This window comes from Burkholderia sp. MSMB1498, from assembly GCF_001526245.1.
Classification (GTDB): Bacteria; Pseudomonadota; Gammaproteobacteria; order Burkholderiales; family Burkholderiaceae; genus Burkholderia; species Burkholderia savannae.
Map to the genome: position 1 here is coordinate 32207 of NZ_LOYJ01000124.1, position 24921 is coordinate 57127.

The 24921-nt window shown below is 66.1% G+C and carries 32 protein-coding genes and 1 tRNA gene; 32 read left to right on the forward strand and 1 reads right to left on the reverse strand.

Going from position 1 to position 24921, the window contains the following annotated elements; translation table 11 throughout:
- Positions 1-16: 16 nt before the first annotated feature.
- The 25 genes from WS91_RS29080 to tatC all read left to right on the forward strand — a co-directional run bounded on the left by WS91_RS29080 (position 17) and on the right by tatC (position 18173).
- Positions 17-835: an ABC transporter ATP-binding protein gene (locus tag WS91_RS29080; RefSeq protein ID WP_038753725.1), complete on the forward strand. Its 819-nt coding sequence runs from the start codon at positions 17-19 to the stop codon at positions 833-835.
- On the forward strand, positions 832-1599 hold the full coding sequence (gene mlaE, locus WS91_RS29085) for a lipid asymmetry maintenance ABC transporter permease subunit MlaE (RefSeq protein WP_038753728.1): 768 nt from the start codon (positions 832-834) through the stop codon (positions 1597-1599). Before WS91_RS29080 ends, mlaE begins: the two co-directional genes overlap by 4 nt.
- A gap of 12 nt (positions 1600-1611) precedes the next feature.
- Positions 1612-2157, forward strand: coding sequence for an outer membrane lipid asymmetry maintenance protein MlaD (gene mlaD / locus WS91_RS29090; protein ID WP_038753731.1), 546 nt, complete (start codon positions 1612-1614; stop codon positions 2155-2157).
- Between the two features lie 47 nt (positions 2158-2204).
- The gene (locus WS91_RS29095) at positions 2205-3170 is read left to right on the forward strand and encodes an MlaA family lipoprotein (protein WP_059671562.1); all 966 of its coding nucleotides are present in this window, start codon (positions 2205-2207) and stop codon (positions 3168-3170) included.
- 115 nt (positions 3171-3285) lie between these two features.
- Positions 3286-3918, forward strand: coding sequence for an MlaC/ttg2D family ABC transporter substrate-binding protein (locus WS91_RS29100; RefSeq protein ID WP_038753734.1), 633 nt, complete (start codon positions 3286-3288; stop codon positions 3916-3918).
- On the forward strand, positions 3915-4184 hold the full coding sequence (locus WS91_RS29105; protein WP_038753737.1) for an STAS domain-containing protein: 270 nt from the start codon (positions 3915-3917) through the stop codon (positions 4182-4184). The genes WS91_RS29100 and WS91_RS29105 overlap by 4 nt, the downstream gene beginning before the upstream one ends.
- A gap of 302 nt (positions 4185-4486) precedes the next feature.
- A complete protein-coding gene (locus tag WS91_RS29110; RefSeq protein ID WP_038753740.1) occupies positions 4487-5413 on the forward strand; it encodes an ABC transporter ATP-binding protein in 927 nt (308 codons plus the stop codon).
- The gene (locus tag WS91_RS29115) at positions 5410-6165 is read left to right on the forward strand and encodes an ABC transporter permease (protein ID WP_038753743.1); all 756 of its coding nucleotides are present in this window, start codon (positions 5410-5412) and stop codon (positions 6163-6165) included. The genes WS91_RS29110 and WS91_RS29115 overlap by 4 nt, the downstream gene beginning before the upstream one ends.
- Before the next feature lie 94 nt (positions 6166-6259).
- Entirely contained in the window at positions 6260-6499 is a 240-nt protein-coding gene (locus WS91_RS29120; RefSeq protein WP_038753747.1) for a BolA family protein, read from the forward strand.
- Positions 6500-6512: 13 nt separating this feature from the next.
- The gene (gene murA, locus WS91_RS29125) at positions 6513-7862 is read left to right on the forward strand and encodes a UDP-N-acetylglucosamine 1-carboxyvinyltransferase (RefSeq protein WP_059671516.1); all 1350 of its coding nucleotides are present in this window, start codon (positions 6513-6515) and stop codon (positions 7860-7862) included.
- The gene (gene hisG / locus WS91_RS29130; RefSeq protein WP_006029350.1) at positions 7859-8515 is read left to right on the forward strand and encodes an ATP phosphoribosyltransferase; all 657 of its coding nucleotides are present in this window, start codon (positions 7859-7861) and stop codon (positions 8513-8515) included. Before murA ends, hisG begins: the two co-directional genes overlap by 4 nt.
- Before the next feature lie 40 nt (positions 8516-8555).
- A complete protein-coding gene (hisD, locus tag WS91_RS29135; RefSeq protein ID WP_038753754.1) occupies positions 8556-9893 on the forward strand; it encodes a histidinol dehydrogenase in 1338 nt (445 codons plus the stop codon).
- A 153-nt stretch (positions 9894-10046) separates the two neighbouring features.
- Complete coding sequence (gene hisC, locus WS91_RS29140) at positions 10047-11117, forward strand: histidinol-phosphate transaminase (RefSeq protein ID WP_038753757.1); 1071 nt, start codon at positions 10047-10049, stop codon at positions 11115-11117.
- A 64-nt stretch (positions 11118-11181) separates the two neighbouring features.
- On the forward strand, positions 11182-11769 hold the full coding sequence (gene hisB, locus WS91_RS29145) for an imidazoleglycerol-phosphate dehydratase HisB (RefSeq protein WP_038753759.1): 588 nt from the start codon (positions 11182-11184) through the stop codon (positions 11767-11769).
- A 55-nt stretch (positions 11770-11824) separates the two neighbouring features.
- Positions 11825-12445 carry a YchE family NAAT transporter gene (locus WS91_RS29150; RefSeq protein WP_038753762.1) on the forward strand — a complete coding sequence of 207 codons (621 nt, stop codon included), beginning with the start codon at positions 11825-11827 and terminating at the stop codon, positions 12443-12445.
- Complete coding sequence (gene hisH, locus WS91_RS29155) at positions 12442-13083, forward strand: imidazole glycerol phosphate synthase subunit HisH (protein WP_059577335.1); 642 nt, start codon at positions 12442-12444, stop codon at positions 13081-13083. Before WS91_RS29150 ends, hisH begins: the two co-directional genes overlap by 4 nt.
- Positions 13084-13250: 167 nt before the next feature.
- Complete coding sequence (gene hisA / locus WS91_RS29160; protein ID WP_038753768.1) at positions 13251-14006, forward strand: 1-(5-phosphoribosyl)-5-[(5-phosphoribosylamino)methylideneamino]imidazole-4-carboxamide isomerase; 756 nt, start codon at positions 13251-13253, stop codon at positions 14004-14006.
- 82 nt (positions 14007-14088) lie between these two features.
- Positions 14089-14862 carry an imidazole glycerol phosphate synthase subunit HisF gene (gene hisF, locus WS91_RS29165; protein ID WP_038753770.1) on the forward strand — a complete coding sequence of 258 codons (774 nt, stop codon included), beginning with the start codon at positions 14089-14091 and terminating at the stop codon, positions 14860-14862.
- Positions 14862-15275 (forward strand): phosphoribosyl-AMP cyclohydrolase, encoded by a 414-nt coding sequence (gene hisI, locus WS91_RS29170; protein ID WP_038753773.1) that lies wholly within the window; start codon positions 14862-14864, stop codon positions 15273-15275. Before hisF ends, hisI begins: the two co-directional genes overlap by 1 nt.
- Positions 15272-15640 carry a phosphoribosyl-ATP diphosphatase gene (locus WS91_RS29175; protein WP_038753776.1) on the forward strand — a complete coding sequence of 123 codons (369 nt, stop codon included), beginning with the start codon at positions 15272-15274 and terminating at the stop codon, positions 15638-15640. The genes hisI and WS91_RS29175 overlap by 4 nt, the downstream gene beginning before the upstream one ends.
- Before the next feature lie 52 nt (positions 15641-15692).
- Positions 15693-16082, forward strand: coding sequence for a DUF4870 family protein (locus WS91_RS29180; protein ID WP_038753778.1), 390 nt, complete (start codon positions 15693-15695; stop codon positions 16080-16082).
- 28 nt (positions 16083-16110) lie between these two features.
- The gene (locus WS91_RS29185; RefSeq protein ID WP_038753799.1) at positions 16111-16476 is read left to right on the forward strand and encodes a histidine triad nucleotide-binding protein; all 366 of its coding nucleotides are present in this window, start codon (positions 16111-16113) and stop codon (positions 16474-16476) included.
- Positions 16477-16564: 88 nt separating this feature from the next.
- Complete coding sequence (gene tatA / locus WS91_RS29190) at positions 16565-16798, forward strand: Sec-independent protein translocase subunit TatA (protein WP_038753781.1); 234 nt, start codon at positions 16565-16567, stop codon at positions 16796-16798.
- Between the two features lie 26 nt (positions 16799-16824).
- Positions 16825-17352, forward strand: coding sequence for a Sec-independent protein translocase protein TatB (gene tatB, locus WS91_RS29195; RefSeq protein ID WP_038753784.1), 528 nt, complete (start codon positions 16825-16827; stop codon positions 17350-17352).
- Between the two features lie 38 nt (positions 17353-17390).
- Positions 17391-18173, forward strand: a complete 783-nt coding sequence (tatC, locus tag WS91_RS29200; protein ID WP_038753787.1) for a twin-arginine translocase subunit TatC — start codon at positions 17391-17393, stop codon at positions 18171-18173.
- A gap of 355 nt (positions 18174-18528) precedes the next feature.
- On the opposite strand, the gene WS91_RS29205 is transcribed toward tatC, so the two are convergent.
- A complete protein-coding gene (locus WS91_RS29205) occupies positions 18529-19737 on the reverse strand; it encodes a Do family serine endopeptidase (RefSeq protein WP_038754974.1) in 1209 nt (402 codons plus the stop codon).
- Between the two features lie 21 nt (positions 19738-19758).
- On the opposite strand from WS91_RS29205, the gene WS91_RS29210 reads away from it, so the two are divergent.
- The 7 genes from WS91_RS29210 to WS91_RS29240 all read left to right on the forward strand — a co-directional run bounded on the left by WS91_RS29210 (position 19759) and on the right by WS91_RS29240 (position 24915).
- Positions 19759-20505, forward strand: a complete 747-nt coding sequence (locus WS91_RS29210; RefSeq protein WP_038754977.1) for a Nif3-like dinuclear metal center hexameric protein — start codon at positions 19759-19761, stop codon at positions 20503-20505.
- A 220-nt stretch (positions 20506-20725) separates the two neighbouring features.
- On the forward strand, positions 20726-21346 hold the full coding sequence (petA, locus tag WS91_RS29215) for a ubiquinol-cytochrome c reductase iron-sulfur subunit (protein ID WP_038754979.1): 621 nt from the start codon (positions 20726-20728) through the stop codon (positions 21344-21346).
- Positions 21347-22729: a cytochrome b gene (locus tag WS91_RS29220; protein ID WP_059577328.1), complete on the forward strand. Its 1383-nt coding sequence runs from the start codon at positions 21347-21349 to the stop codon at positions 22727-22729.
- A 21-nt stretch (positions 22730-22750) separates the two neighbouring features.
- Positions 22751-23509, forward strand: coding sequence for a cytochrome c1 (locus tag WS91_RS29225; protein WP_038754985.1), 759 nt, complete (start codon positions 22751-22753; stop codon positions 23507-23509).
- A 93-nt stretch (positions 23510-23602) separates the two neighbouring features.
- Positions 23603-24214, forward strand: a complete 612-nt coding sequence (locus tag WS91_RS29230) for a glutathione S-transferase N-terminal domain-containing protein (RefSeq protein WP_004185176.1) — start codon at positions 23603-23605, stop codon at positions 24212-24214.
- A 71-nt stretch (positions 24215-24285) separates the two neighbouring features.
- Positions 24286-24819 carry a ClpXP protease specificity-enhancing factor gene (locus WS91_RS29235; RefSeq protein ID WP_038754999.1) on the forward strand — a complete coding sequence of 178 codons (534 nt, stop codon included), beginning with the start codon at positions 24286-24288 and terminating at the stop codon, positions 24817-24819.
- A gap of 20 nt (positions 24820-24839) precedes the next feature.
- A tRNA-Thr gene (locus WS91_RS29240) sits at positions 24840-24915 on the forward strand.
- Positions 24916-24921: the final 6 nt, after the last annotated feature.

Sequence of the window (24921 nt, forward strand, 5' to 3'; positions counted from 1 at the left end):
AAGGATTGCCAGCTCCGTGAGCTCCTCCTCCGAGTCCCTGCTAGAGCTTCGCGACGTCGCTTTCGGCTACGGCGAGCGTCTCGTCCTGTCGAACTTGAACATGCGTTTCGCGCGCGGCCAGGTGGTCGCGGTGATGGGCGGTTCGGGCTGCGGCAAGACCACCGTGCTGCGCCTGATCGGCGGGCTCGTGCGCGCACGTCGCGGCCAGGTGTTGTTCGACGGCGCCGATGTCGGCGCGCAGACGCGTGAGGGTCTCTACGCGCTGCGCCGCAAGATGGGCATGCTGTTCCAGTTCGGTGCGCTCTTCACCGACATGTCGGTGTTCGACAACGTCGCGTTCGCGCTGCGCGAGCACACGGATCTGCCGGAAGAGCTGATCCGCGATCTCGTGCTGATGAAGCTCAACGCGGTCGGCCTGCGCGGCGCGCGCAACCTGATGCCGTCCGAGGTGTCGGGCGGGATGGCGCGGCGCATCGCGCTCGCGCGCGCGATCGCGCTCGATCCGCAGCTCATCATGTACGACGAGCCGTTCGCGGGCCTCGACCCGATTTCGCTCGGCATCACGGCGAACCTGATCCGCACGCTGAACCACGCGCTCGGCGCGACGTCGATCCTCGTCACGCACGACGTGCCGGAATCGTTCGCGATCGCCGACTACGTCTACTTCCTCGCGAACGGCGGCGTTCTCGCCGAGGGCACGCCCGACGCGCTGCGCGCGTCGACCGATCCGAGCGTGCGCCAGTTCATCGACGGCGCGCCGGACGGCCCGTTCAAATTTCACTACATGAGCCAGCCGCTCGCGGCGGATTTCGGCCTTGGCGGAGGGCGCAGATGATCAGCGCGATCGGACGTTTCGTGCTCGGCGGACTCGAGCGCACGGGCTACGCGACCCGGATGTTCGTGCGCGTCGTGCTCGAGTTCTTCTCGCTCCTGAGGCGGCCGCGGCTCGTCACGAAGCAGATCCATTTCCTCGGCAATTACTCGTTCGTGATCATCGCCGTGTCGGGGCTGTTCGTCGGTTTCGTGCTCGGCCTGCAGGGCTACTACACGCTGAACCGCTACGGCTCCGAGCAGGCGCTCGGCTTGCTCGTCGCGCTGTCGCTCGTGCGCGAGCTCGGCCCCGTCGTGTCGGCGCTCCTGTTCGCGGGGCGCGCGGGCACGTCGCTCACGGCCGAGATCGGCCTCATGAAGGCGGGCGAGCAACTGACCGCGCTCGAGATGATGGCGGTCGATCCGCTGAAGAACGTGATCGCGCCGCGGATGTGGGCGGGCGTCATCGCGATGCCGCTCCTCGCCGCGATCTTCAGCGCGGTCGGCGTGCTCGGCGGCTACGTCGTCGGCGTGCTGTTGATCGGCGTCGATCCCGGCGCGTTCTGGTCGCAGATGCAAGGCGGCGTCGAAGTGTGGGCCGACGTCGGCAACGGCGTGATCAAGAGCGTCGTGTTCGGCTTCGCCGTCACGTTTATCGCGCTGTTTCAGGGTTACGAAGCGAAGCCGACGCCCGAAGGCGTGTCGCACGCGACGACCAAGACTGTCGTGTACGCGTCGCTCGCCGTACTCGGCCTCGATTTCCTGCTGACCGCGTTGATGTTCAGCTAAGCCTTTTCTGGGATGACGATGAAAAAGACTGCTCTCGACTTCTGGGTCGGCCTCTTCGTGGTGTTGGGCTTTCTCGCGCTGCTGTTCCTCGCGCTGAAGGTCGGCAACATGAGCTCGCTGTCGTTTCAGCCGACCTACGCGGTGAAGATGAAGTTCGACAACATCGGCGGCCTGAAGCCGCGCGCGGCCGTGAAGAGCGCGGGCGTCGTGGTCGGCCGCGTGAAGGCGATCGGCTTCGACTCGAACACCTACCAGGCGCTCGTCACGGTCGATCTCGACAAGCAATACCCGTTTCCGAAGGATTCGTCGGCGAAGATCCTCACGTCGGGCCTGCTCGGCGAGCAGTACATCGGCCTCGATCCGGGCGGCGACACGGAAATGCTGAAGGCGGGCGACACGATTACGATGACGCAGTCGGCGATCGTGCTCGAGAACCTGATCGGGCAGTTCCTGTACAGCAAGGCCGCGGACGCGGGCGGCGCGAAGCCGGCCGCCGCGGCGCCGGGCGCGCCTGTGCCCGCGCCCGCGCCGGCGGCATCGGGCGCGGCCGCGCAGTGAGCGTCGCGCAAGCGGAATCCGAGAGAAGAACCGAGGGGAAGAACATCATGCAGACGATCCGCATCAGACACGCGGTGCTGGCGATTACGGCCGCCGCGGCATTGAGCGGTTGCGCGACGGTCCAGACGCCGACGAAGGGCGATCCGTTCGAAGGCTTCAACCGGACGATGTATACGTTCAACGACAAGGTCGACCAGTACGCGCTCAAGCCGGTCGCGCGCGGCTACCAGTGGGCGGTGCCGCAGCCGGTGCGCGACAGCGTGACGAACTTCTTCTCGAACATCGGCGACGTGTACGTCGCCGCGAACAACATCGTGCAGCTGAAGATCGCCGACGGCGTCGGCGACATCATGCGGGTCGTGATCAACACCGTGTTCGGCGTCGGCGGCCTGTTCGACGTCGCGACGCTCGCGAAGCTGCCGAAGCATACGAGCGACTTCGGCGTGACGCTCGGCCACTACGGCGTGCCGAGCGGTCCATACCTCGTGCTGCCGTTGCTCGGCCCGAGCACGATTCGCGACACGGCCGGCCTTGCCGTCGATTACGCGGGCAATCCGCTCACCTACGTGCGGCCCGACAGCGTGAGCTGGGGGCTGTTCGGCCTGAACCTCGTCAACACGCGCGCGAACCTGCTCGGCGCGGGCGACGTGCTCGAGGCGGCCGCGATCGACAAATATTCGTTCGTGCGCAACGCGTACCTGCAGCGCCGCCAGGCGCTGATCGGCGGCGGCGCGAGCGCGCAGTCGAACCTGCCGGATTACGGCAACGAAGCGCCGCCGCCGAATTACGAAATGCCGGAAGAGGGCGCCGCGGCGCCGGCGAGCGGCGCGGCTGCCGCGTCGGCGCCGGCGGCCGCGTCCGTGCCTTCGGCGGCGTCGGGCGCGGCGCCGGCCGTGGCGGCGCCCGCATCGGCCGCGGTGCCGAACCCGAGCAGCGCGACCAACGTGCCTGCTCAACAGGTCGTGCCGCCGTCGCCGGGCGGCATCCGTTTCCCGAGCATCCGGCTACATTGACCCCGGCACTTACATTCGTTACAGCCGGAAACGATTCTGACGGCGGCCGGCGCGAACTTGCGCCGCCGCCGACGGTTCAAAGTTTGGCATTGACCCACATAAGCAGGGCATACCTATGAAGAAACTGTTTCTGATCCCCGTCTTTGCCGCGCTGTTTTCGTTTGGCGCGGCCGCCGCGCACGCGGAAGTCGACCAGTCGAATCCGCAGGCGCTGATCAAGTCCGCGACGCAGCAGGTGCTCGACGAAGTGCGCGCGCAGACGATCAGGCAGGGCGATACCGCCCGCATCATCACGATCGTCAACAAGGACATCCTGCCGTACACCGATTTCCGCCGCACGACGCAGCTCGCGATGGGCCGCAACTGGCGCACCGCGACGCCCGCCCAGCAGCAGCAGGTGATCGAGCAGTTCAAGCAGCTGCTGATCCGCACTTATTCGGGCGCGCTCGCGCAGCTGAAGCCGGACCAGCAGATCCAGTACCCGCCGTTCCGCGCGGATTCGGACGCGACGGATGTAGTCGTGCGCACGGTCGCGATGAACAACGGCCAACCGGTGCAGATCGACTATCGGCTGTACAAGACGGCGCAGGGCTGGCGCGTCTATGACCTGAACGTGCTGGGCGCCTGGCTGATCCAGACCTACCAGCAGCAGTTCAACGAGAAGATCCAGCAAAGCGGCGTCGACGGCCTGATCCAGTTCCTGACCGAGCGCAACCAGCAGCTTGCCTCGGGCAAGCAGGCATCGTGAGCCGCTTCGACTCCGGCGCGACGTTGACCCACGCGAGCGCGAAGGCCGCGCTCGCGCAAGGGCTCGCGCGCATCGACGCGGGCGCGACGGCCGTCGACTGCGGGGCGCTCGCGCAATTCGATTCGTCGGCGCTCTCGGTGCTGCTCGCCTGGCAGCGCGCCGCGCGTGCGCGCGGCGTGACGCTCGACATCCTCAATCTGCCGCCGAAGCTCGCGAGTCTCGCGCAGGCGTACGGCATCGACACGCTTCTCTCCGGGCGACATTGACGCCCGCGTCCGGGTTCGCCGACGGCCGTTGCGCCGTTCGCGAGCCCGTCTTCGTTCCGCTGATCGATGAGGCAGGGCCCGCCGCCCGCCCGGGCCGGGCGCGGCGAATGCGCCGAAGCGAGCGCGCGACGCGTTTGCGACGCGCATCATGCGCCCGGGCTCCGGCTACGGGTTCCCACGACGATCGGCTTCGCCGGTTTGCCCTATAATCAACCGTTTTGCGGGGCTGCCGAACGGTCCCCAATTCCCCCTTTCGCATCGAGCATAAAGAAGGCGTCGCGGCCGTCGTGCCGCGCTCAGTCATGTCAGCCATAGAAATCCGTCACGTCAAGAAGCGCTACAAGTCGCTTCAGGCGCTCAAGGGCGTCAGCCTGTCGGTCGAGGAAGGCGAGTTTTTCGGTTTGCTCGGCCCGAACGGCGCAGGCAAGACCACACTCATCAGCATTCTCGCCGGCCTCGCGCGCGCCGACGAAGGCACCGTCACCGTGCGCGGCCACGACGTCGTCAAGGATTTCCGGGCGGCGCGGCGCGCGCTCGGCGTCGTGCCGCAAGAGCTCGTGTTCGATCCGTTCTTCACGGTGCGCGAGACGCTGCGCATCCAGTCCGGCTACTTCGGCCTGCACCGCAACGACGACTGGATCGACGAAGTGATGGCGAACCTCGACCTCACCGAAAAGGCCGACGCGAACATGCGCGCGCTGTCGGGCGGGATGAAGCGGCGCGTGCTCGTCGCGCAGGCGCTCGTGCACCGGCCGCCCGTGATCGTGCTCGACGAGCCGACCGCGGGCGTCGACGTCGAGCTGCGCCAGACGCTGTGGAAGTTCATCTCGCGGCTCAATCGCGAAGGCCACACGATCGTGCTGACCACCCACTATCTCGAGGAAGCGGAGTCGCTCTGCGACCGCATCGCGATGCTCAGGCGCGGCGAAGTCGTCGCGCTCGACCGCACACGCGCGCTGCTGCAGCGCTTCTCGGGGCTGCAGCTGTTCCTGCGGCTGTCGCACGGCGTGCTGCCCGCCGAGTTGCGCGCGCTCGAAGCGGAGGCCGCGCCCGCCACGGCGCCCGAGCATCTGCTGCGGATCGCCGATTACGACGAGGTCGAGCGGATCTTGTCGCTCTGCCGCGCGGCCGGCTGCGGCTTCGACGAGATCGAAATCCGCAAGGCCGATCTGGAGGATGTGTTCGTGCAGGTGATGAACGGCGCCGATGTGATCGAGGGGTTGGCATGAGCGGGTTTCGCACGCTGTTCTACAAGGAAATTCTGCGGTTCTGGAAGGTGTCGTTCCAGACGGTGCTCGCGCCCGTCGTCACGGCGCTGCTCTATCTGACGATCTTCGGCCATGCGTTGACGGGGCGCGTCGAGGTGTATCCGGGCGTCGAGTACGTGAGCTTCCTCGTGCCCGGCCTCGTGATGATGAGCGTGCTGCAGAATGCGTTCGCGAACAGCTCGTCGTCGCTGATCCAGTCGAAGATCACGGGCAACCTCGTGTTCATGCTGCTGCCGCCGCTGTCGTACGCGGACATCTTCGGCGCGTACGTGCTCGCGTCCGTCGTGCGCGGGCTCGCGGTCGGCGCGGGCGTGTTCGTCGTCACGGTCTGGTTCATTCCGATGAGCTTCGCCGCGCCGTTCTACATCGTCGCGTTCGCGCTGTTCGGCTCGGCGATTCTCGGCACGCTCGGGCTGATCGCCGGCATCTGGGCCGAGAAGTTCGACCAGCTCGCCGCGTTCCAGAACTTCCTCATCATGCCGCTCACGTTCCTGTCGGGCGTGTTCTATTCGACGCACTCGCTGCCGCCCGTGTGGCGCGAGGTGTCGCGGCTCAATCCGTTCTTCTACATGATCGACGGCTTCCGCTACGGGTTCTTCGGCGTCGCCGACGTGAATCCGCTCGCGAGCCTCGCGATCGTCGCCGGCTTCTTCGCGCTGCTCGCGCTGATCGCGATGCGGCTGCTCGCCACCGGCTACAAACTGCGTCATTGATATGAATCGACGGCCGCGCGCCGCGTTCGCCGCCGCCCCGCCGCGCGCGCCGAATCGCGCCGGGCGGCCCAGCGCGTACTGACAGGAGCATTTCATGTTGCCGACTCCCGAACTGGTCAAGCAATACATCGCGGCGGGCCTTGCCTGCACGCATCTGGAAGTCGAAGGCGACGGCCAGCATTTCTTCGCGACGATCGTGTCGCCCGCCTTCGAGGGCAAGCGGCCGATTCAGCGGCATCAGCTCGTCTACGCGGCGCTTGGCGATCGCATGAAGCAGGAAATCCACGCGCTCAGCATGAAGACGCTGACGCCCGCCGAATGGCAGAATGCATAAACGGAAACAGTCAGTGCAAGTCACCGTCAACGAACGCGACGCCGTCGAGCGCGTCGCCACGGAAACCCCGGCCGGCAATCGGCAAACGCATGCGCACGGAGCGGACAAGCTCGTGATCGAGGGCGGCCGGCGCCTTGCCGGCGAGATCGCCGTGTCGGGCGCGAAGAACGCCGCGCTGCCGATCCTCTGCGCGGGCCTGCTGAGCGCCGAGCCCGTGCGCCTCGAGAACGTGCCGAACCTGAAGGACGTGCGCACGACGCTCGCGCTGCTCGGCCAAATGGGCATGCGCGAGGAGACGGACGGCGCGCGGGTGTTGCTTGATGCGTCGCGCGTCGACAACCCGGTCGCGCCTTACGAGCTCGTGAAGACGATGCGTGCGTCGATCCTCGTGCTCGGCCCGCTGCTCGCGCGCTTCGGCTACGCGAAGGTGTCGCTGCCGGGCGGCTGCGCGATCGGCGCGCGCCCAGTCGACCAGCACATCAAGGGCCTGCAGGCGATGGGCGCCGAGATCCGCATCGAGCACGGCTACGTCGAGGCGCGCGCGAAGCGCCTGAAGGGCGCGCGGATCGTCACCGACATGATCACCGTCACGGGCACCGAGAATCTGCTGATGGCGGCGACGCTCGCCGACGGCGAGACGGTGATCGAGAACGCCGCGCGCGAGCCGGAAGTGACGGACCTCGCGCATCTGCTCGTCGAAATGGGCGCGAAGATCGACGGGATCGGCACCGACCGGCTCGTGATCCAGGGCGTCGAGCGCCTGCACGGCGCGACGCATGCGGTGATCCCGGACCGGATCGAGGCGGGCACGTTCCTTTGCGCGGTCGCGGCGGCGGGCGGCGACGTGACGCTCACCGGCATGCGTGCGCACATCCTCGACGCGGTGATCGACAAGCTGCGCGAAGCGGGCGCGACGATCGAAGAGGGCGCCGACACGCTGCGCGTGAAGATGGATCGCCGGCCGAGCGCGGTCGCGATCCGCACGTCCGAGTATCCGGCGTTCCCGACCGACATGCAGGCGCAGTTCATGGCGCTGAACGCGGTCGCGGACGGCTCCGCGCAAGTGATCGAGACGATCTTCGAGAACCGCTTCATGCACGTGCAGGAGCTGAACCGCCTCGGCGCGAGCATCGCGGTCGACGGCAACACGGCGCTCGTCACGGGCGTGCCGAGGCTCTCGGGCGCGAGCGTGATGGCGACCGACCTGCGCGCGTCGGCGAGCCTCGTGATCGCCGGCCTCTGCGCGCAAGGCGAGACGCTCGTCGACCGCATCTATCATTTGGACCGCGGCTACGACCGGATGGAGACGAAGCTGACGGCCGTCGGCGCGAGCGTGCGCCGCATTTCAGGGAGCGAAGCATGACTGCACCGCTGACGCTGGCGCTGTCGAAAGGGCGTATCTTCGAGGAAACCGTGCCGCTTCTTGCGGCGGCGGGCGTGACGGTCGCCGAGGACCCGGAAACCTCGCGCAAGCTGATCCTGCCGACCACCGATCCGAACCTGCGCGTGATCGTCGTGCGGGCGACCGACGTGCCGACCTACGTCGAGTACGGCGCGGCCGATTTCGGCGTCGCCGGCAAGGACGTGCTGCTGGAGCACGGCGGCGGCGGGCTGTATCAGCCGATCGATCTGAACATCGCGCGCTGCCGGATGTCGGTGGCCGTGCCGGCGGGCTTCGATTACGCGAACGCGGTGCGCCAGGGTGCGCGGCTGCGCGTCGCGACGAAGTATGTCGAGACCGCCCGCGAGCACTTCGCCGCGAAGGGCGTGCACGTCGACCTGATCAAGCTGTACGGCTCGATGGAGCTCGCGCCGCTCGTGGGCCTCGCCGACGCGATCGTCGATCTCGTCAGCTCGGGCGGCACGCTGAAGGCGAACAATCTGGTCGAGGTCGAGGAGATCATGCCGATCTCGTCGCGCCTCGTCGTGAACCAGGCCGCGCTCAAACTGAAGCGCGCCGCGCTGAAGCCGTTCCTCGACGCGTTCGAACGCGCGTCGCAGCGGAGCGGAGCCTGACCCTCGCGGCTTTCGGCGCATTACCGGAACGGATGACAGCATGGCTATCAAGATTCGCAAACTCGATTCGGCAAGCGAAGGCTTCGCGGCCGAATTGCGCGCGGTGCTCGCGTTCGAGGCGAGCGAAGACGAAGCGATCGAGCGCTCGGTCGCGCAGATCCTCGCGGACGTGAAGGCGCGCGGCGACGCCGCGGTGCTCGACTACACGAACCGCTTCGACCGGCTGAACGCCCGGAGCGTCGCGGCGCTCGAGTTGCCGCAGGACGCGCTCGAGGCGGCGCTCGAGGGCCTCGAGCCGAAGCGCCGCGCGGCGCTCGAGGCGGCGGCCGCGCGCGTGCGCGGCTACCACGAGAAGCAGAAGATCGAATGCGGCAGCCATAGCTGGCAATACACGGAAGCCGACGGCACCGTGCTCGGCCAGAAGGTGACGCCGCTCGACCGCGCCGGCCTGTACGTGCCGGGCGGCAAGGCCGCGTACCCGTCGTCGGTGCTGATGAACGCGATTCCCGCGCGCGTCGCGGGCGTCGGCGAGATCGTGATGGTCGTGCCGACGCCGGACGGCGTGAAGAACGACCTCGTGCTCGCCGCGGCGCTGTTGGGCGGCGTCGACCGCGTGTTCACGATCGGCGGCGCGCAGGCGGTGGCCGCGCTCGCGTACGGCACGGCAACGGTGCCCGCCGTCGACAAGATCTGCGGCCCCGGCAACGCGTACGTCGCGTCGGCGAAGCGCCGCGTGTTCGGCACGGTCGGCATCGACATGATCGCCGGGCCGTCCGAGATCCTCGTGCTGTGCGACGGCACGACCGATCCGTCGTGGGTCGCGATGGACCTCTTCTCGCAGGCCGAGCACGACGAGCTCGCGCAATCGATCCTGCTGTGCCCGGACGACGGGTTCATCGAGCGCGTCGAGAAGGCGATCGACGAGCTGTTGCCGACGATGCCGCGCCGGGACGTGATCCGCGCGTCGCTCGAGGGCCGCGGCGCGCTCGTCAAGGTGCGCGACATGGCCGAGGCGTGCAAGATCGCCAACGACATCGCGCCCGAGCACCTCGAAATCTCCGCGCTCGAGCCGCAGCAATGGGGCAAGCAGATCCGCCATGCGGGCGCGATCTTCCTCGGCCGCTACACGAGCGAAAGCCTCGGCGACTACTGCGCGGGCCCGAACCACGTGCTGCCGACGTCGCGCACCGCGCGTTTCTCGTCGCCGCTCGGCGTCTACGATTTCTTCAAGCGCTCGAGCGTGATCGAAGTGAGCGCCGAAGGCGCGCACACGCTCGGCGAGATCGCATCGGAGCTCGCGTACGGCGAAGGATTGCAGGCGCACGCGAAGAGCGCCGAGTACCGGATGAAAGGGGCGGGCGACCGCCAGAAAGGCTAAAGGTAAGCCGGGCGCACCGGAAGCGCGATACGAGACCAGCCAACAACGACGACAACCCGAGACCGCCCGGCGAGGCGGCCCGCCGCGCGGCGCAGGCGTCGCGCGAGGGCGCTTCGGCCGGGGCCACGCCGGCGCCTGCGCGCCGCTGCCGACATGACTACGCCAGAAGACATCATCCGCCGCGACGTGCTCGCGATGACGAGCTACCCGGTGCCGGACGCCACGGGCTTCGTGAAGCTCGACGCGATGGAGAACCCGTATTCGCTGCCCGCGCCGCTTGCGGCGGAGCTCGGCGAGCGGCTCGCGCACGTCGCGCTGAACCGCTATCCGGCGCCGCGTCCCGCCGCGCTGATCGACAAGCTGCGCGCGGCGATGGGCGTGCCCGCCGCGTGCGACGTGCTGCTCGGCAACGGTTCCGACGAGATCATCAGCATGCTCGCGATGGCGTGCGCGAAGCCGGGCGCGAAAGTGCTCGCGCCGCTGCCGGGCTTCGTGATGTATGAACTGTCGGCGAAGTTCGCGCAGCTCGAGTTCGTCGGCGTGCCGCTCGCGGCCGATCTGACGCTCGACGTCGACGCGATGCTCGCGGCGATCGCCGAGCACCGGCCGGCGCTCGTCTATCTCGCCTATCCGAACAACCCGACGGGCACGCTGTATCCGGACGAGGACATCGAGCGGATCATCGCGGCGGCGAGCGCGAGCCTCGTCGTGATCGACGAGGCTTACCAGCCGTTCGCGCAGCGCAGCTGGCTGCCGCGCGCGGCGGCGTTCGACAACGTCGTCGTGATGCGCACGATGTCGAAGCTCGGCCTCGCGGGCATTCGCCTCGGCTATCTGGTCGGGTTGCCCGCGTGGCTCGCGCAGTTCGACAAGGTGCGCCCGCCGTACAACGTGAACGTGCTGACGCAGGCGGCGGCCGAATTCCTGCTCGAGCGCCTCGACGTGCTCGACGCGCAGGCCGCGCAACTGCGCGACGCGCGCGCGGCGCTCGCGCACGCGATCGGCGCGCTGCCGGGCGCGACGGTGTTCCCGAGCGCGGGCAATTTCCTGCTCGTGCGGGTGCCGGACGCGGCCGCCGTGTTCGACGTACTTTTGACCGAGCGGGTGCTGATCAAAAACGTGAGTAAAATGCACCCATTGCTCGCCAATTGCGTGCGCGTAACGGTTGGGTCTCCCGAAGAAAACGCGCGCCTGCTGGCCGCATTGAAGTTGGCGCTGCCCTGACGGGCCACCCCGGGGCGCCGCCTTTCCCGTCCCCCATTTACACCAGTCAATTCAAGGAATCACCATGCGCGTGGCGGAAGTCGTTCGCAATACCAGCGAAACGCAGATCCGTGTGAAGCTCGACCTCGACGGCACCGGCAAGCAGAAGCTCGCGACGGGCGTCCCGTTCCTCGACCATATGCTCGATCAGATCGCGCGCCATGGTCTCGTCGATCTCGACATCGAAGCGCATGGCGATACGCACATCGACGACCACCATACGGTCGAGGACGTCGGCATCACGCTCGGCCAGGCGGTCGCGAAGGCGATCGGCGACAAGAAGGGCATTCGCCGCTACGGCCATTCGTACGTGCCGCTCGACGAGGCGCTGTCGCGCGTCGTGATCGACTTCTCCGGGCGTCCGGGCCTCGAATTCCACGTGCCGTTCACGCGCGCGCGGATCGGCACGTTCGACGTCGACCTGTCGATCGAATTCTTTCGCGGCTTCGTCAATCATGCGGGCGTGACGCTGCATGTCGACAACCTGCGCGGCGTCAATGCGCACCATCAGCTCGAGACGGTGTTCAAGGCGTTCGGCCGCGCGCTCAGGATGGCGGTGGAGCTCGACGAGCGTGCGGCGGGGCAGATCCCGTCGACGAAGGGCAGCCTCTGATTCCCGGCCGGAGCGAACACGACCCCACTGGCCGCGGCGGCTGCGCCGGCTTGCGATGGATCTGCTCAAATCGTTCATCTCCCTGCTCGCGCTGATCAATCCGCTCGGCGCGGTGCCGTTTTTCCTGAGCCTGACGGCGCAGCAGACGGAAGCCGAGCGGCGGCACACGATCCGCGTCGCGACGGTCTCCGTGTTCTGCGTGATCGCGGTGACGACGCTGCTCGGCCAGCAGATCATCGATTTCTTCGGGATCTCGGTGGGCTCGCTCGAGGCCGGCGGCGGGATCATCATGCTGCTGATGGCGATTTCGATGCTGAACGCGCAGATCGGCAACACCCGGTCGACGCCCGAGGAGCGCGACGAGGCGGAGTCGAAGAACAGCATCGCCGTCGTGCCGCTCGCGATTCCGCTGCTGACGGGGCCGGGCTCGATCAGCACGGTGATCGTCTACGCGGCGAACGCCCGGCACTGGTACGACCGGCTCGGGCTCGTCGCGATCGGCGCGGCGCTCGCGCTCATCTGTTTTTTCGCGATGCGGCTCGCCGAGCCGATCGCGCACTGGATCGGCCGCACCGGCATCAACATCGTCACGCGTCTGATGGGATTGATGCTGTCGGCGCTGGCGGTGGAATTCATCGTCGACGGACTGAAGGCATTGTTACCTGCACTGACATGAAAACTTCGATTGCGATTGTGGATTATGGAATGGGCAACCTGCGCTCGGTCGCGCAGGCGCTCATGAAGGCGGAACCCGCCGCCGACGTGAAGATCGTCGACCGGCCCGAGGCGATCCGCGCGGCGGACCGCGTCGTGCTGCCGGGCCAGGGCGCGATGCCCGACTGCATGCGGTGCCTCGGCGAGTCCGGCCTGCAGGATGCGGTGATCGAGGCGTCGCGCGCGAAGCCGCTGCTCGGCGTGTGCGTGGGCGAGCAGATGCTGTTCGACTGGAGCGCCGAAGGCGACACGGAGGGCCTCGGCCTGTTGCCGGGCAAGGTGCTGCGCTTCGAGCTCGAAGGCCGGCTGCAGGACGACGGCTCCCGCTTCAAGGTGCCGCAGATGGGCTGGAACCGGGTGCATCAGACGCAGCCGCACCCGTTATGGGAAGGCGTGCCGGACGACGCGTACTTCTATTTCGTGCACAGCTACTACGTGGTGCCGGACAACCCGGCGCACGTCGCGGGCGAGACCCCGTACGGCGAGGTCTTTACGTCCGCGGTCGCGCGTGACAATCTCTTCGCGACCCAATTTCACCCGGAGAAGAGCGCCGAAGTGGGGCTGCGGCTATACCGGAATTTTGTCCACTGGAACCCCTGAACGTGGCGCGAGAGCCACACCCGGCGGGTGCAAAACGCCCGCCGCACGGGCTTCGCGAGCGGATACGCAGAAAGAGTTGTACTAAACTAGCGAGACGGCGTCGCGCCGGATGGGCGGCGCACGTCTTTTGTGATCTCTTCATTTTTCCCTGACAACACCCGATTGCTATGCTGCTGATTCCGGCCATCGATCTTAAAGACGGTCAGTGTGTGCGCCTCAAACAAGGCGATATGGACCAAGCGACGATTTTTTCCGAGGATCCTGCGGCGATGGCCCGTAAATGGGTCGATCTCGGCGCGCGGCGTCTGCATCTCGTCGACCTGAACGGCGCGTTCGCCGGCAAGCCGAAAAATCTCGAGGCGATCGAGGCGATCCTCGGCGAAGTGGGCGACGAAGTCCCCGTGCAACTGGGCGGCGGCATCCGCAGCCTCGAGACGATCGAGAAGTACCTGGACGCCGGGCTGTCGTACGTGATCATCGGCACGGCGGCGGTGAAGGACCCGGGCTTCCTGCAGGACGCGTGCAGCGCGTTCGCGGGCAACATCATCGTCGGCCTCGACGCGAAGGACGGCAAGGTCGCCACCGACGGCTGGAGCAAGCTCACGGGCCATGAAGTGATCGATCTCGCGCGCAAGTTCGAGGATTACGGCGTCGAGTCGATCGTCTACACGGACATCGGCCGCGACGGGATGCTGCAAGGCATCAACATCGAGGCGACGGTGAAGCTCGCGCAGGCGGTCGGCATTCCGGTGATCGCGAGCGGCGGCCTGTCGAACATCGGCGACATCGAGAAGCTCTGCGAAGTGGAAGTCGAAGGTATCGAAGGCGTGATCTGCGGCCGCGCGATCTACTCGGGCGACCTCGATTTCGCCGCCGCGCAAAAGCGCGCGGACGAACTGAACGGCGAGCTCGACGACGCCTGACGCGCCGCCTCGGCGCCACGCCTTTTCGCCCAGCCGTCCGCCGCGCGCGGACGGCATTACCCGCGGCATGCCGCGTAACATCATGGCTCTAGCTAAACGCATCATCCCCTGTCTCGACGTGACCGCCGGGCGCGTCGTCAAGGGCGTCAATTTCGTCGAGCTGCGCGACGCGGGAGACCCCGTCGAGATCGCGCGGCGCTACGACGAGCAGGGCGCCGACGAACTCACGTTCCTCGACATCACCGCGACGTCGGACGGGCGCGACCTGATCCTGCCGATCATCGAGGCGGTCGCGTCGCAGGTGTTCATTCCGCTCACGGTGGGCGGCGGCGTGCGCGCGGTCGAGGACGTACGGCGCCTGCTGAACGCCGGCGCGGACAAGGTCAGCATGAACTCGTCGGCGGTCGCGAACCCGCAGCTCGTGCGCGACGCGGCCGACAAGTACGGCTCGCAGTGCATCGTCGTCGCGATCGACGCGAAGCGCGTGTCGGCCGAGGGCGAGCCGCCGCGCTGGGAGGTCTTCACGCACGGCGGCCGCAAGGGCACGGGCCTCGACGCGGTCGAGTGGGCGCGCAAGATGGCCGAGCTCGGCGCGGGCGAGATCCTGCTCACGAGCATGGACCGCGACGGCACGAAGGCGGGCTTCGATCTCGCGCTCACGCGCGCGGTGTCGGACGCGGTGCCCGTGCCCGTGATCGCGTCGGGCGGCGTCGGCTCGCTCGAGCACCTCGCGGCGGGCATCGTCGAAGGCCACGCGGACGCCGTGCTGGCCGCGAGCATTTTCCACTACGGCGAGCACACGGTCGGCGAGGCGAAGCGCTACATGGCCGAGCGTGGCATTGCGGTGAGGTTGTGATGAACGAAGCAGTGAAGCCGGGCGACTGGCTCGACAAGGTCCGCTGGGACGCGAACGGCCTCGTGCCGGTGATCGCGCAGGACGCGGCGACGAACGACGTGCTGATGTTCGCGTGGATGAACCGCGACGCGTTGGCGAAGACGATCGAACTGAAGCGAGCGGTGTACTACTCGCGCTCGCGGCAGCGCCTGTGGTTCAAGGGCGAGGAGTCGGGCCACGTGCAGCACGTGCACGAAGTGCGGCTCGATTGCGACGAGGACGTCGTGCTGCTGAAGGTCGAGCAGGTCGCGGGCATCGCGTGCCACACGGGCCGGCGCTCGTGCTTTTTCCAGAAATTCGAGGGCACCGTCGACGGCGGCGAATGGGTCGCGGTCGATCCGGTGCTCAAAGATCCCGAACATATCTACAAATGACGCAATCGACGATCGAAGACACGCTGCTGCGCTTGGCCGCCGTGATCGACAGCCGCAAGGGCGGCGATCCCGAGCAATCGTACGTGTCGCGCCTCTTTCACAAGGGCGACGACGCGGTCCTGAAGAAGATCGGCGAGGAAGCGACCGAGGTCGTGCTCGCCGCGAAGGACGTCCGCCAGGGCGGCGCGCCTTCCGCGCTCGTCGGCGAGATCGCGGACCTGTGGTTTCACTGCCTCGTCGCGCTGTCTCATTTCGACCTGAGCCCCGCCGACGTGATCGCCGAGCTCGAGCGCCGCGAAGGGATGTCGGGCATCGAGGAAAAGGCGCTGCGCAAGCGTCGCGAGCGCGAAGAAAATGGCGGGTGAGCCGATGCGGCCACACGCCGCGTGAGATTTGTCATCAAAGGGGAATAGCATCATGCCAGAGTCGCCGAACCAATATCCGCCGTCGTTCCAGGGTGCGACCGAGGGCGAACGCCAGCAATCGTTGCGCACGCTGACGCACATCCTCTATCTGCTGTACGCGATTCACTGGTTGACGGGCGGCATCACGGGCATCGTCGCGATCATCATCAACTACGTGAAACGCGACGATGCGCTGGGCACCGCATACCAGGCCCATTTCGAATGGCAGATCCGTACGTTCTGGCGCGCGCTGATCGCGTATCTGATCGGTTTCGCGCTGCTGTTCGTCGGGATCGGCTTCATCGTGCTGGGCGCGGTGTGGATCTGGACGCTGTACCGTATCATTAAAGGCTGGCTGTACTTGAACGACAACAAGACGCTCGATCCACAGGCGTGGTTCTGACGCGTTGCGGGACGCGTCGAGGAACACGATGAGTCACGACCCGAATTGCCTGTTCTGCAAGATCGCGGCAGGCGAGATTCCGAGCACGAAGGTGCACGAGGACGACGAGTTCGTCGCCTTCCGGGACATCCGGCCCGCGGCCGACACGCACGTGCTCGTGATACCGCGCAAGCACGTGCCGACGCTGTCTTCCGTCACCGCGGACGACGCGCCGCTGCTTGGTAGAATGATGGTTCTCGTCGCGCGGCTCGCCGAGCAGTTGGGTTGCGCGTACACGGGCGGCGAAACCGGGTTCCGGACGGTAATCAACACCGGGCCGGGCGGCGGGCAGGAGGTCTATCACCTGCACGCGCATATTCTGGCCGGGCCGCGTCCGTGGCGCCGGATGGGATGAGATGGCGGGCGGCCCGCTATCCGAACGAAGCCGGCACGGGGCCGGTGATTTGCGCCGCGAAACCGGCGAGGTTTAGGAGAGTTTCATCATGGGCGGATTGAGTATTTGGCACTGGCTGATCGTGTTGCTGATCGTCGCGCTGGTGTTCGGCACGAAGAAGCTGCGCAATATCGGCAACGATCTCGGCAGTGCGGTCAAGGGTTTCAAGGATGGCATGAAGGAGAGCGAAACCCCCGCTGACGCGCAGCAACTGCCGCGCTCGGGCTCGGTGAACGTCGACGCGAAGGACGCGGCGCGTTCGTCGGATTCGAACAAGGCGTGACGCGCGGACACTGACGGGGCGTCGCGATGCTCGATCTCGGTCTTTCGAAGATGGCGCTCATCGGCGTCGTCGCGCTCGTCGTGCTCGGCCCCGAGCGGCTGCCGCGCGTCGCGCGGACGGCGGGCGCGCTGTTCGGGCGCGCGCAGCGCTACATCAACGACGTGAAGGCGGAAGTCTCGCGCGAGATCGAGCTCGATGCGCTGCGCACGATGAAGACCGATTTCGAGCAGGCGGCGCGCAACGTCGAGAACACGATCCACGACAACCTGCGCGAGCACGAGCGCGATCTGAACGCCGCGTGGAATTCGGCCGGGTCGTCGGGCGATTCGGCGGCCGCGGACGCATCGGGCGGCGCGCCCGCGTCGTTCGACGAGCCGTCGTGGCGCACCTTCGCCGCCGCGTCGGCGAAGCGCCGCAACTGGCGCGTGAAGAAGACGGTGACGCCCGTCTGGTACAAGCGCGCGACGATGCGCCGTACGCAGGTGCAGTCGGGCGCCGCGCGCGTCGCGCGACACCAGCCGGCGAGCCTGCGCCGTCCGGCGCGTTTCTTCTGATCGATGATCGGCGCTAGACACTTCAACCGAGGGCCGGCGTGAGCGACCCCCAGCACAATCCGGACGAAGGTCCGGAAGAAACCTTCATCTCCCATCTCGTCGAGCTGCGCGACCGCATCATCAAGGCGGGCGCGGCCGTGATCGTCGTGTTCCTCGGGCTCGTCTACTGGGCGCCCGACATCTTCCGGCTGCTTGCGCGGCCGCTGATGGAGAACCTGCCGAAGGGCGGCAAGATGATCGTGACCGACGTCACCGGCTCGTTCTTCGTGCCGATGAAGGTGACGATGCTCGTCGCGCTCGTGATCGCGCTGCCGTTCGTGCTGTACCAGATCTGGGCCTTCGTGGCTCCCGGGCTCTACCAGCACGAGAAGAAGCTCGTCTTGCCGCTCGTCGGCAGCAGCTACTTCCTGTTTCTGTGCGGCATGGCGTTCGCGTACTTCCTCGTGTTTCCGACGATCTTCCGCGTGATGGCGCACTACAACGCGCCGCTCGGCGCCGAGATGTCGACCGACATCGACAATTACCTGAGTTTCGTGCTCGGGATGTTCATCGCGTTCGGGGTGACGTTCGAGGTGCCGATCGTCGTCGTCTTGCTCGTGCGGATGGGCGTGCTGACCGTGCAGAAGCTCAAGGAGATCCGGCCGTACGTGATCGTCGGCGCGTTCGTCGTCGCGGCCGTCGTGACGCCGCCCGACGTGTTCTCGCAGCTGATGCTCGCGCTGCCGCTCGTGCTGCTGTACGAGGCAGGGATCATCGCGGCGCGGCTCTTCGTCAAGCCGCCGCCGAAGGAAGAGGACAAGGGCAAGGCCGCGGCGAGCTGAACGGGCCGACTCGGGGTGATCGAGAGGGGGGGCGCCGGTTTCGCCCGGGGGAGGAGGCGCTGCCCAGGCGTGCTTCGGCGCGAATCCGGTACGCTGAAGAATCTTGCGGGGCGCGATCGGCGGCGTCGGGGGCCGCACAGGCACCGTTTCAAGGTCCGCCCCGTTCCGCCGGTCGCGGCAGTCGGCGGGATCGGCGCATCGGAACGAAAAAGGCAACCCATCGGGTTGCCTTTTTGTTTGCCGCCGCGCTACCGTAGGCGGATGCCACCGTCGACGCCACCCGGCCCGCGCCGGCATCGTCGCTCGGCCGCGCCGGGGGGCCAGGGCCGCTCCGAAGCGCGCGCCGCGCCGGCGCTCACTGTTCCTCGTCGCTGTTCTGGTCGTCGAGCGCCTGTTTCGGCGGCGGCGGCCGCTTGCCGATCACGACCGTCACGTCGAGTTCCTTGCCCTTGCGCACGACATGCACCTTCGCCGGCGTGCCCGGCTTGATCTGCGCGACCACGTTCAGCAGCTTCGTCGTATCGGTGATTTCCTCGCCGTCGATCGACACGAGGATATCGCCCGGCTTGATCCCCGCCTTGTCGGCCGGGCCGCCTTGCAGCACGCCCGCCACGATCGCGCCCGATTTTTGCGCGAGGCTGAACGATTCGGCGATCTCGGGCGTCACGTCCTGCGGCTCGACGCCGATCCAGCCGCGCGTGACGGCGCCCGTCGTGATGATGCTCTCGAGCACGTTGCGCGCGGTCGACACGGGAATCGCGAAGCCGATGCCGAGCGAGCCGCCCGAGCGCGAGTAGATCGCCGTGTTGATGCCGAGCAGGTTGCCGTTCACGTCGACGAGCGCACCGCCCGAGTTGCCCGGATTGATCGGCGCGTCGGTCTGGATGAAATTCTCGAACGTGTTGATGCCGAGGTGATTGCGCCCGAGCGCGCTGATGATCCCCATCGTCACCGTCTGGCCCACGCCGAACGGGTTGCCGATCGCGAGCACGACGTCGCCGACGCGCGCCTGGTCCGAGCGGCCGAGCGTGATCGTCGGCAGGTTCGTCATGTTGATCTTGAGCACCGCGAGATCGGTTTCCGGATCGCTGCCGATCACCTTCGCGGTGGCCGTGCGGCCGTCGGCGAGCGCGACTTCGATCTGGTCCGCGCCGTCGACGACGTGCTGGTTCGTTAGAATGTAACCCTCCGAGCTTACGATGACGCCCGACCCCAGATTGGCAGCGGGCTCCTCCTGCTGCCGGCGCGCGTTGCGATCGCCGAAGAAATAGCGAAAGAGCGGGTCCTTCGCGCGCGGATCGGGCGGCAGCGAACCGTCCTTGCTGGAGAATACGTTGACGACCGCGGGCATCGCCTTCTGCGCGGCGTCCGCATACGAGGATTGAGCCGGGGCGCCTCCGACGCCGGGTGCGACTTCCCGCAGCGCGACGATCGGCGCCGCGAGCTGTTTGCCGAGTTGTCCCTGCCGTTGCAGCCATTGCGGCTTGAGCGTCGCCACGATGAACATCAGTGCCAGCAGCACCGTCACCGCTTGGGCGAAGAACAGCCAGAAGCGTCTAAGCATTTGAAGATACTAGAGGTTTATATGGATCGGATCGAACTCGAATTGTACTTGAACAATACCCTCGAAATTGAGCGGTTCAAGGACTACAGCCCGAACGGCCTCCAGGTGGAAGGCCGTCGCAAGATCGAAAAAATCGCCACCGGCGTGACGGCGTCGCTCGCGTTTCTCGATCGCGCCCTCGAATGGGGCGCGGACGCGGTGCTCGTCCATCACGGCTACTTCTGGCGCAACGAGGCGCCGCAGATCACCGGTCGCAAGTATCAGCGCCTGAAGCGCCTGCTCGCGAACGACCTGAACCTGTTCGCGTTCCACCTGCCGCTTGACGCGCACCCCGAACTCGGCAACAACGCGCAGCTCGGCGAGCGTCTTGGCCTGATCGCCGACGCCCGCTTCGGCGATCAGGATCTCGGCTGGCTCGCGACGTTGCCGATGTCCGTCTCGCTCGAACATTTCGCCGCGAAGGTCGAGAACACGCTCGGCCGCACGCCGCTCGTGCTGGGCGACCAGGACCAGCAACTGCGCCGCGTCGCGTGGTGCACGGGCGGCGCGCAAAGCTTCTTCGACGCGGCGATCGACGCGGGCGCCGACGTGTTCCTGACGGGCGAGGTGTCCGAGTACGTGACGCACGCGGCGGCCGAGAGCGGCGTCGCATTCGTTGCGGCGGGGCACCATGCGACCGAGCGATTCGGCATCCAGGCGCTCGGCCAGCATTTATCGGAGCGATTTGATCTCGAGCATATTTTTATCGATATTCATAACCCGGTTTAACTGCGCGAATTGCCGCACCGCATCCAAACGGAAATGCCTTGCGGTGCGGATTTCGTCGATTATCGGACCTGGAATTTCGATAGCTCGGGGAAACCCTTGATTAATAATAGCTTCAGGAGGTATTTAACGTCCGGGTCTTGTAAATGCCGACTCCATTCGAGCAAACTAGCGGCGGTGTGAAATGTCGTGACGGAAATCCAACTCAGAATTGGGGCGTGTGATGCGAGACAAAGAAGAGGAACACGTCGACAGCGGCCGCCGGACTTGGCTGATTGCGACATCGGTTGCGGGCGGCGTCGGTGGCGTCGCAACCGTGGTACCTTTCGCGGCGTCGTTGGCGCCGTCCACCAAGGCTAAGGCGGCCGGCGCGCCCGTCGAAGTCGATATCGGCGCGCTCAAGCCGGGCGAAATGCTCACGGTTCCCTGGCGCGGCAAGCCGGTCTGGGTGCTGAACCGCACCGACGACATGCTCGCCGATGTCGTGAAGGCCGACAAGGAAGTCGCCGATCCGCAGTCGAAATCCCCGTACTCGATGCCGTTGCCGTCGTATTGCGCGAACGAGTACCGGTCGAGGACCGACCGCAAGAACATTCTCGTCGTCATGGCGGTGTGCACGCATCTCGGCTGCACGCCGAGCCAGCGTTTCACGCCGGGGCCGCAGCCGAACCTGCCCGACGATTGGCCGGGCGGCTTTCTCTGTCCGTGCCACGGCTCGACCTACGACCTCGCCGGCAGGGTCTTCAAGAACAAGCCGGCGCCGCAGAATCTGGACGTCCCGCCTTACATGTTCACGTCGGCCACGACGCTCGTGATCGGCAAGGACGAGAAAGGAGAAGCGTAAATGGCGACCGACAATAAAGAGATCTCCACAACAGGCCTGCTCGGCTGGGTCGACCGGCGCTTTCCCCTCACTTCCACCTGGAAGCAACATCTTTCCGAGTACTACGCGCCGAAGAACTTCAACGTCTGGTATTTCTTCGGTTCGCTCGCGCTCCTCGTGCTCGTGAACCAGATCGTCACCGGCATCTTCCTGACGATGAACTACAAGCCCGACTCGACGCTCGCGTTCGCGTCGGTCGAGTACATCATGCGCGAAGTGCCGTGGGGCTGGCTCATTCGCTACATGCACTCGACGGGCGCGTCGATGTTCTTCGTCGTCGTCTACCTGCACATGTTCCGCGGCCTGCTGTACGGCTCGTACCGCAAGCCGCGCGAGCTCGTGTGGATCTTCGGCTGCGCGATCTTCCTGTGCCTGATGGCCGAGGCGTTCTTCGGCTACCTGCTGCCGTGGGGGCAGATGTCGTTCTGGGGCGCGCAGGTGATCGTGAACCTGTTCTCGGCGATCCCGTTCATCGGCCCGGACCTGTCGCTCTGGATTCGCGGCGATTACGTCGTGTCCGACGTCACGCTGAACCGCTTCTTCGCGTTCCACGTGATCGCGATTCCGCTCGTGCTGCTGCTGCTTGTCGTCGCGCACCTGATCGCGCTGCACGAAGTGGGGTCGAATAACCCGGACGGCATCGAGATCAAGGAGAAGAAGGACGACAAGGGCGTGCCGCTCGACGGCATTCCGTTCCACCCGTACTACTCGGTGCACGACTTCTTCGGCGTTTGCGTGTTCCTGATGGTGTTCGCGGTGATCGTGTTCTTCATGCCGGAGATGGGCGGCTACTTCCTCGAGGCGAACAACTTCATTCCGGCGAACCCGCTGCAGACGCCGCCGGAAATCGCGCCCGTCTGGTACTTCACCGCGTTCTACGCGATGCTGCGCGCGACGACCGACCCGTTCAAGATCGTGCTGATGATCGTGATCGCGGCGCTCGGCCTCCTCGCGCTCGTGCGCGCGCGCGGCAAGTGGAAGATCGCGCTGCCCGCGCTCGCCGCGGCGCTCGTCGTCTTCATGTACCTCACCGAATCGAAGTTCTGGGGCGTCGTCGTGATGGGCGCGGCCGTCGTCACGCTGTTCTTCCTGCCGTGGCTCGACCGCAGCCCGGTCAAATCGATCCGCTACCGGCCGTTCTTCCACAAGGTGTTCTTCGGGATCTTCGTCGCCGTGTTCATGACGCTCGCGTTCCTCGGCACGCGGCCGCCGTCGCCCGCCGCGACGCTGATCGCGCAGGTGTGCGCGCTCGTGTACTTCGCGTTCTTCCTCGGCATGCCGTTCTGGTCGCGGCTCGGCACATTCAAGCAGCCGCCCGAACGCGTGCGGTTCAAACCCCATTGACGTGAGCGAGGAGGTATTCGTATGAAGAAATTGCTTTCGGCGCTCGCAATGTTTATTGTGTCGGCATGTCTGCTGACGAGCGCATCCGCGCGGGCCGAGGAGGGCGAATTTCCGCTCGACCGGGCGCCCGATAACACGGAGAATCTCGTCTCTTTGCAGCATGGCGCGCAATTGTTTGTAAACTATTGCCTGAATTGCCATAGTGCGAACCTGATGCGCTACAACCGGCTGACGGATCTCGGCATCTCGCAGAAGGAGATCGAGAAGAATCTCCTGTTCGCGACCGATAAGGTCGGCAGCACGATGTCCGTCGCGATGCGGCCGGAAGACGCGAAGAACTGGCTCGGCGTTGCGCCGCCGGATCTGTCCGTCGAGGCGCGCGCCCGCAGCCGTGATTGGCTCTACACGTATCTGCGCACTTTCTACCGCGACGATACGCGGCCGACGGGCTGGAACAACGTCGTGTTCCCGAACGTCGGCATGCCTCACGTGCTGTGGCAGCTTCAAGGGGAGCGCATTGCGAAATTCGAGGAAAAGAAGGACGAGGAAACGGGCGAGAAAGTGCGCAAGCTCGCCGGGTTCCAGCAGGTGACGCCCGGAACGCTTTCGCCGGTGGATTACGATGCCGCCGTCGGCGATCTGGTCGCGTACCTGAGCTGGATGTCCGAGCCGGCGCAGCAGACCCGCAAACGCCTTGGCGTGTGGGTGCTGCTGTTCCTCGGTGTCCTGACTTTCTTCGCATGGCGGCTCAATGCCGCCTACTGGAAAGATATCAAGTAATCACGCCGTGACTGGCGTGGGGCCAGCGCGCGGAAAAGCCCGCCAAGCGGCTTTTCCGCGCGCTGGCCCTCAGCTTTTTGAGGAAACGCAAACATGATGGTTCTGTATTCCGGCACGACTTGTCCGTTCTCCCAGCGTTGCCGGCTGGTGCTGTTCGAAAAGGGCATGGATTTCGAGATCCGCGACGTCGACCTGTTCAACAAGCCAGAAGACATCGCGGTGATGAACCCGTACGGACAGGTGCCGATTCTCGTCGAACGCGATCTGATCCTGTACGAATCGAACATCATCAACGAGTACATCGACGAGCGTTTCCCGCATCCGCAACTGATGCCGGCCGATCCGGTGCAGCGCGCGCGCGCGCGCCTGTTCCTGCTCAACTTCGAGAAGGAACTGTTCGTGCACGTGAGCACGCTCGAGAACGAGAAGGGCAAGGCGGCGGAAAAGAGCCACGAGAAGGCGCGTCTCGCGATTCGCGATCGCCTGACGCAGCTCGCGCCGATCTTTCTGAAAAACAAGTACATGCTCGGCGAAGAATTCTCGATGCTCGACGTCGCGATCGCGCCGCTCTTGTGGCGCCTCGACCATTACGGGATCGAGCTGTCGAAGAACGCCGCGCCGCTGATGAAGTATGCAGAGCGGATCTTCAGCCGTCCTGCCTATATCGAAGCGCTGACGCCGTCCGAAAAGGTCATGCGTCGTTAAGAGCGGTATGTGACTGGGGAGCAGATGCGGCGGCGAGGCGCCGCCGTGTCCGTTTCCGTTCGAGGATGGCGATGCAAGAGATTTCCACGAAGCCGTATTTGCTGCGCGCGCTCTACGAGTGGTGCACCGACAACGGATATACACCCCACATCGCGGTGCGGGTCGACAAGTCGACCCGCGTGCCGCGCCAGTTCGTGCGCGACGGCGAGATCGTGTTGAACATCAGCTTCGAGGCGACGAGCCAGCTGCAGATGGGCAACGAATGGATCGAGTTCACCGCGCGGTTCTCGGGCAAGGCGCACAAGATCGAGGTGCAAATCGCGAACGTGCTTGCGATCTACGCGCGCGAGAATGGGCAGGGGATGGCGTTTCAGGTCGACGCCGCGGCGGACTCCGGCGATGCTGACGGCGGCGAGGCGCTTGCCGCGGCGGAAGACGGCGGCGATGCCGGCGGGCAGGTTGCGGGCATCGGTGCGCGGGGCGAGGACGAGGCGGTGCCGGAACCCGGCGATCGCGCGGACGACGCGCCGAAGTCGGACGGCGACGGTGATGGCGATGACGATGGCGCGAAAGGCAACCGGCCTCGCCTCAAGATCGTGAAATGAGGTAGAATTTTCGATTCCACGCCGGCTTAGCTCATCAGGTAGAGCAGTTGATTTGTAATCATCAGGTGGCGGGTTCGAGTCCTGCAGCCGGCACCAATACCG

Coding starts and splice junctions, on each gene's coding strand:
- mlaE (WP_038753728.1), top strand. CDS start 832: ATGATCAGCGCGATCGGACGTTTCGTGCTCGGCGGACTCGAGCGCACG.
- mlaD (WP_038753731.1), top strand. CDS start 1,612: ATGACGATGAAAAAGACTGCTCTCGACTTCTGGGTCGGCCTCTTCGTG.
- WS91_RS29095 (WP_059671562.1), top strand. CDS start 2,205: ATGCAGACGATCCGCATCAGACACGCGGTGCTGGCGATTACGGCCGCC.
- WS91_RS29100 (WP_038753734.1), top strand. CDS start 3,286: ATGAAGAAACTGTTTCTGATCCCCGTCTTTGCCGCGCTGTTTTCGTTT.
- WS91_RS29110 (WP_038753740.1), top strand. CDS start 4,487: ATGTCAGCCATAGAAATCCGTCACGTCAAGAAGCGCTACAAGTCGCTT.
- WS91_RS29115 (WP_038753743.1), top strand. CDS start 5,410: ATGAGCGGGTTTCGCACGCTGTTCTACAAGGAAATTCTGCGGTTCTGG.
- WS91_RS29120 (WP_038753747.1), top strand. CDS start 6,260: ATGTTGCCGACTCCCGAACTGGTCAAGCAATACATCGCGGCGGGCCTT.
- hisG (WP_006029350.1), top strand. CDS start 7,859: ATGACTGCACCGCTGACGCTGGCGCTGTCGAAAGGGCGTATCTTCGAG.
- hisD (WP_038753754.1), top strand. CDS start 8,556: ATGGCTATCAAGATTCGCAAACTCGATTCGGCAAGCGAAGGCTTCGCG.
- hisC (WP_038753757.1), top strand. CDS start 10,047: ATGACTACGCCAGAAGACATCATCCGCCGCGACGTGCTCGCGATGACG.
- hisB (WP_038753759.1), top strand. CDS start 11,182: ATGCGCGTGGCGGAAGTCGTTCGCAATACCAGCGAAACGCAGATCCGT.
- WS91_RS29150 (WP_038753762.1), top strand. CDS start 11,825: ATGGATCTGCTCAAATCGTTCATCTCCCTGCTCGCGCTGATCAATCCG.
- hisH (WP_059577335.1), top strand. CDS start 12,442: ATGAAAACTTCGATTGCGATTGTGGATTATGGAATGGGCAACCTGCGC.
- hisA (WP_038753768.1), top strand. CDS start 13,251: ATGCTGCTGATTCCGGCCATCGATCTTAAAGACGGTCAGTGTGTGCGC.
- hisF (WP_038753770.1), top strand. CDS start 14,089: ATGGCTCTAGCTAAACGCATCATCCCCTGTCTCGACGTGACCGCCGGG.
- hisI (WP_038753773.1), top strand. CDS start 14,862: ATGAACGAAGCAGTGAAGCCGGGCGACTGGCTCGACAAGGTCCGCTGG.
- WS91_RS29175 (WP_038753776.1), top strand. CDS start 15,272: ATGACGCAATCGACGATCGAAGACACGCTGCTGCGCTTGGCCGCCGTG.
- WS91_RS29180 (WP_038753778.1), top strand. CDS start 15,693: ATGCCAGAGTCGCCGAACCAATATCCGCCGTCGTTCCAGGGTGCGACC.
- WS91_RS29185 (WP_038753799.1), top strand. CDS start 16,111: ATGAGTCACGACCCGAATTGCCTGTTCTGCAAGATCGCGGCAGGCGAG.
- tatA (WP_038753781.1), top strand. CDS start 16,565: ATGGGCGGATTGAGTATTTGGCACTGGCTGATCGTGTTGCTGATCGTC.
- tatB (WP_038753784.1), top strand. CDS start 16,825: ATGCTCGATCTCGGTCTTTCGAAGATGGCGCTCATCGGCGTCGTCGCG.
- WS91_RS29205 (WP_038754974.1), bottom strand. CDS start 19,737: ATGCTTAGACGCTTCTGGCTGTTCTTCGCCCAAGCGGTGACGGTGCTG.
- WS91_RS29210 (WP_038754977.1), top strand. CDS start 19,759: ATGGATCGGATCGAACTCGAATTGTACTTGAACAATACCCTCGAAATT.
- petA (WP_038754979.1), top strand. CDS start 20,726: ATGCGAGACAAAGAAGAGGAACACGTCGACAGCGGCCGCCGGACTTGG.
- WS91_RS29220 (WP_059577328.1), top strand. CDS start 21,347: ATGGCGACCGACAATAAAGAGATCTCCACAACAGGCCTGCTCGGCTGG.
- WS91_RS29225 (WP_038754985.1), top strand. CDS start 22,751: ATGAAGAAATTGCTTTCGGCGCTCGCAATGTTTATTGTGTCGGCATGT.
- WS91_RS29230 (WP_004185176.1), top strand. CDS start 23,603: ATGATGGTTCTGTATTCCGGCACGACTTGTCCGTTCTCCCAGCGTTGC.
- WS91_RS29235 (WP_038754999.1), top strand. CDS start 24,286: ATGCAAGAGATTTCCACGAAGCCGTATTTGCTGCGCGCGCTCTACGAG.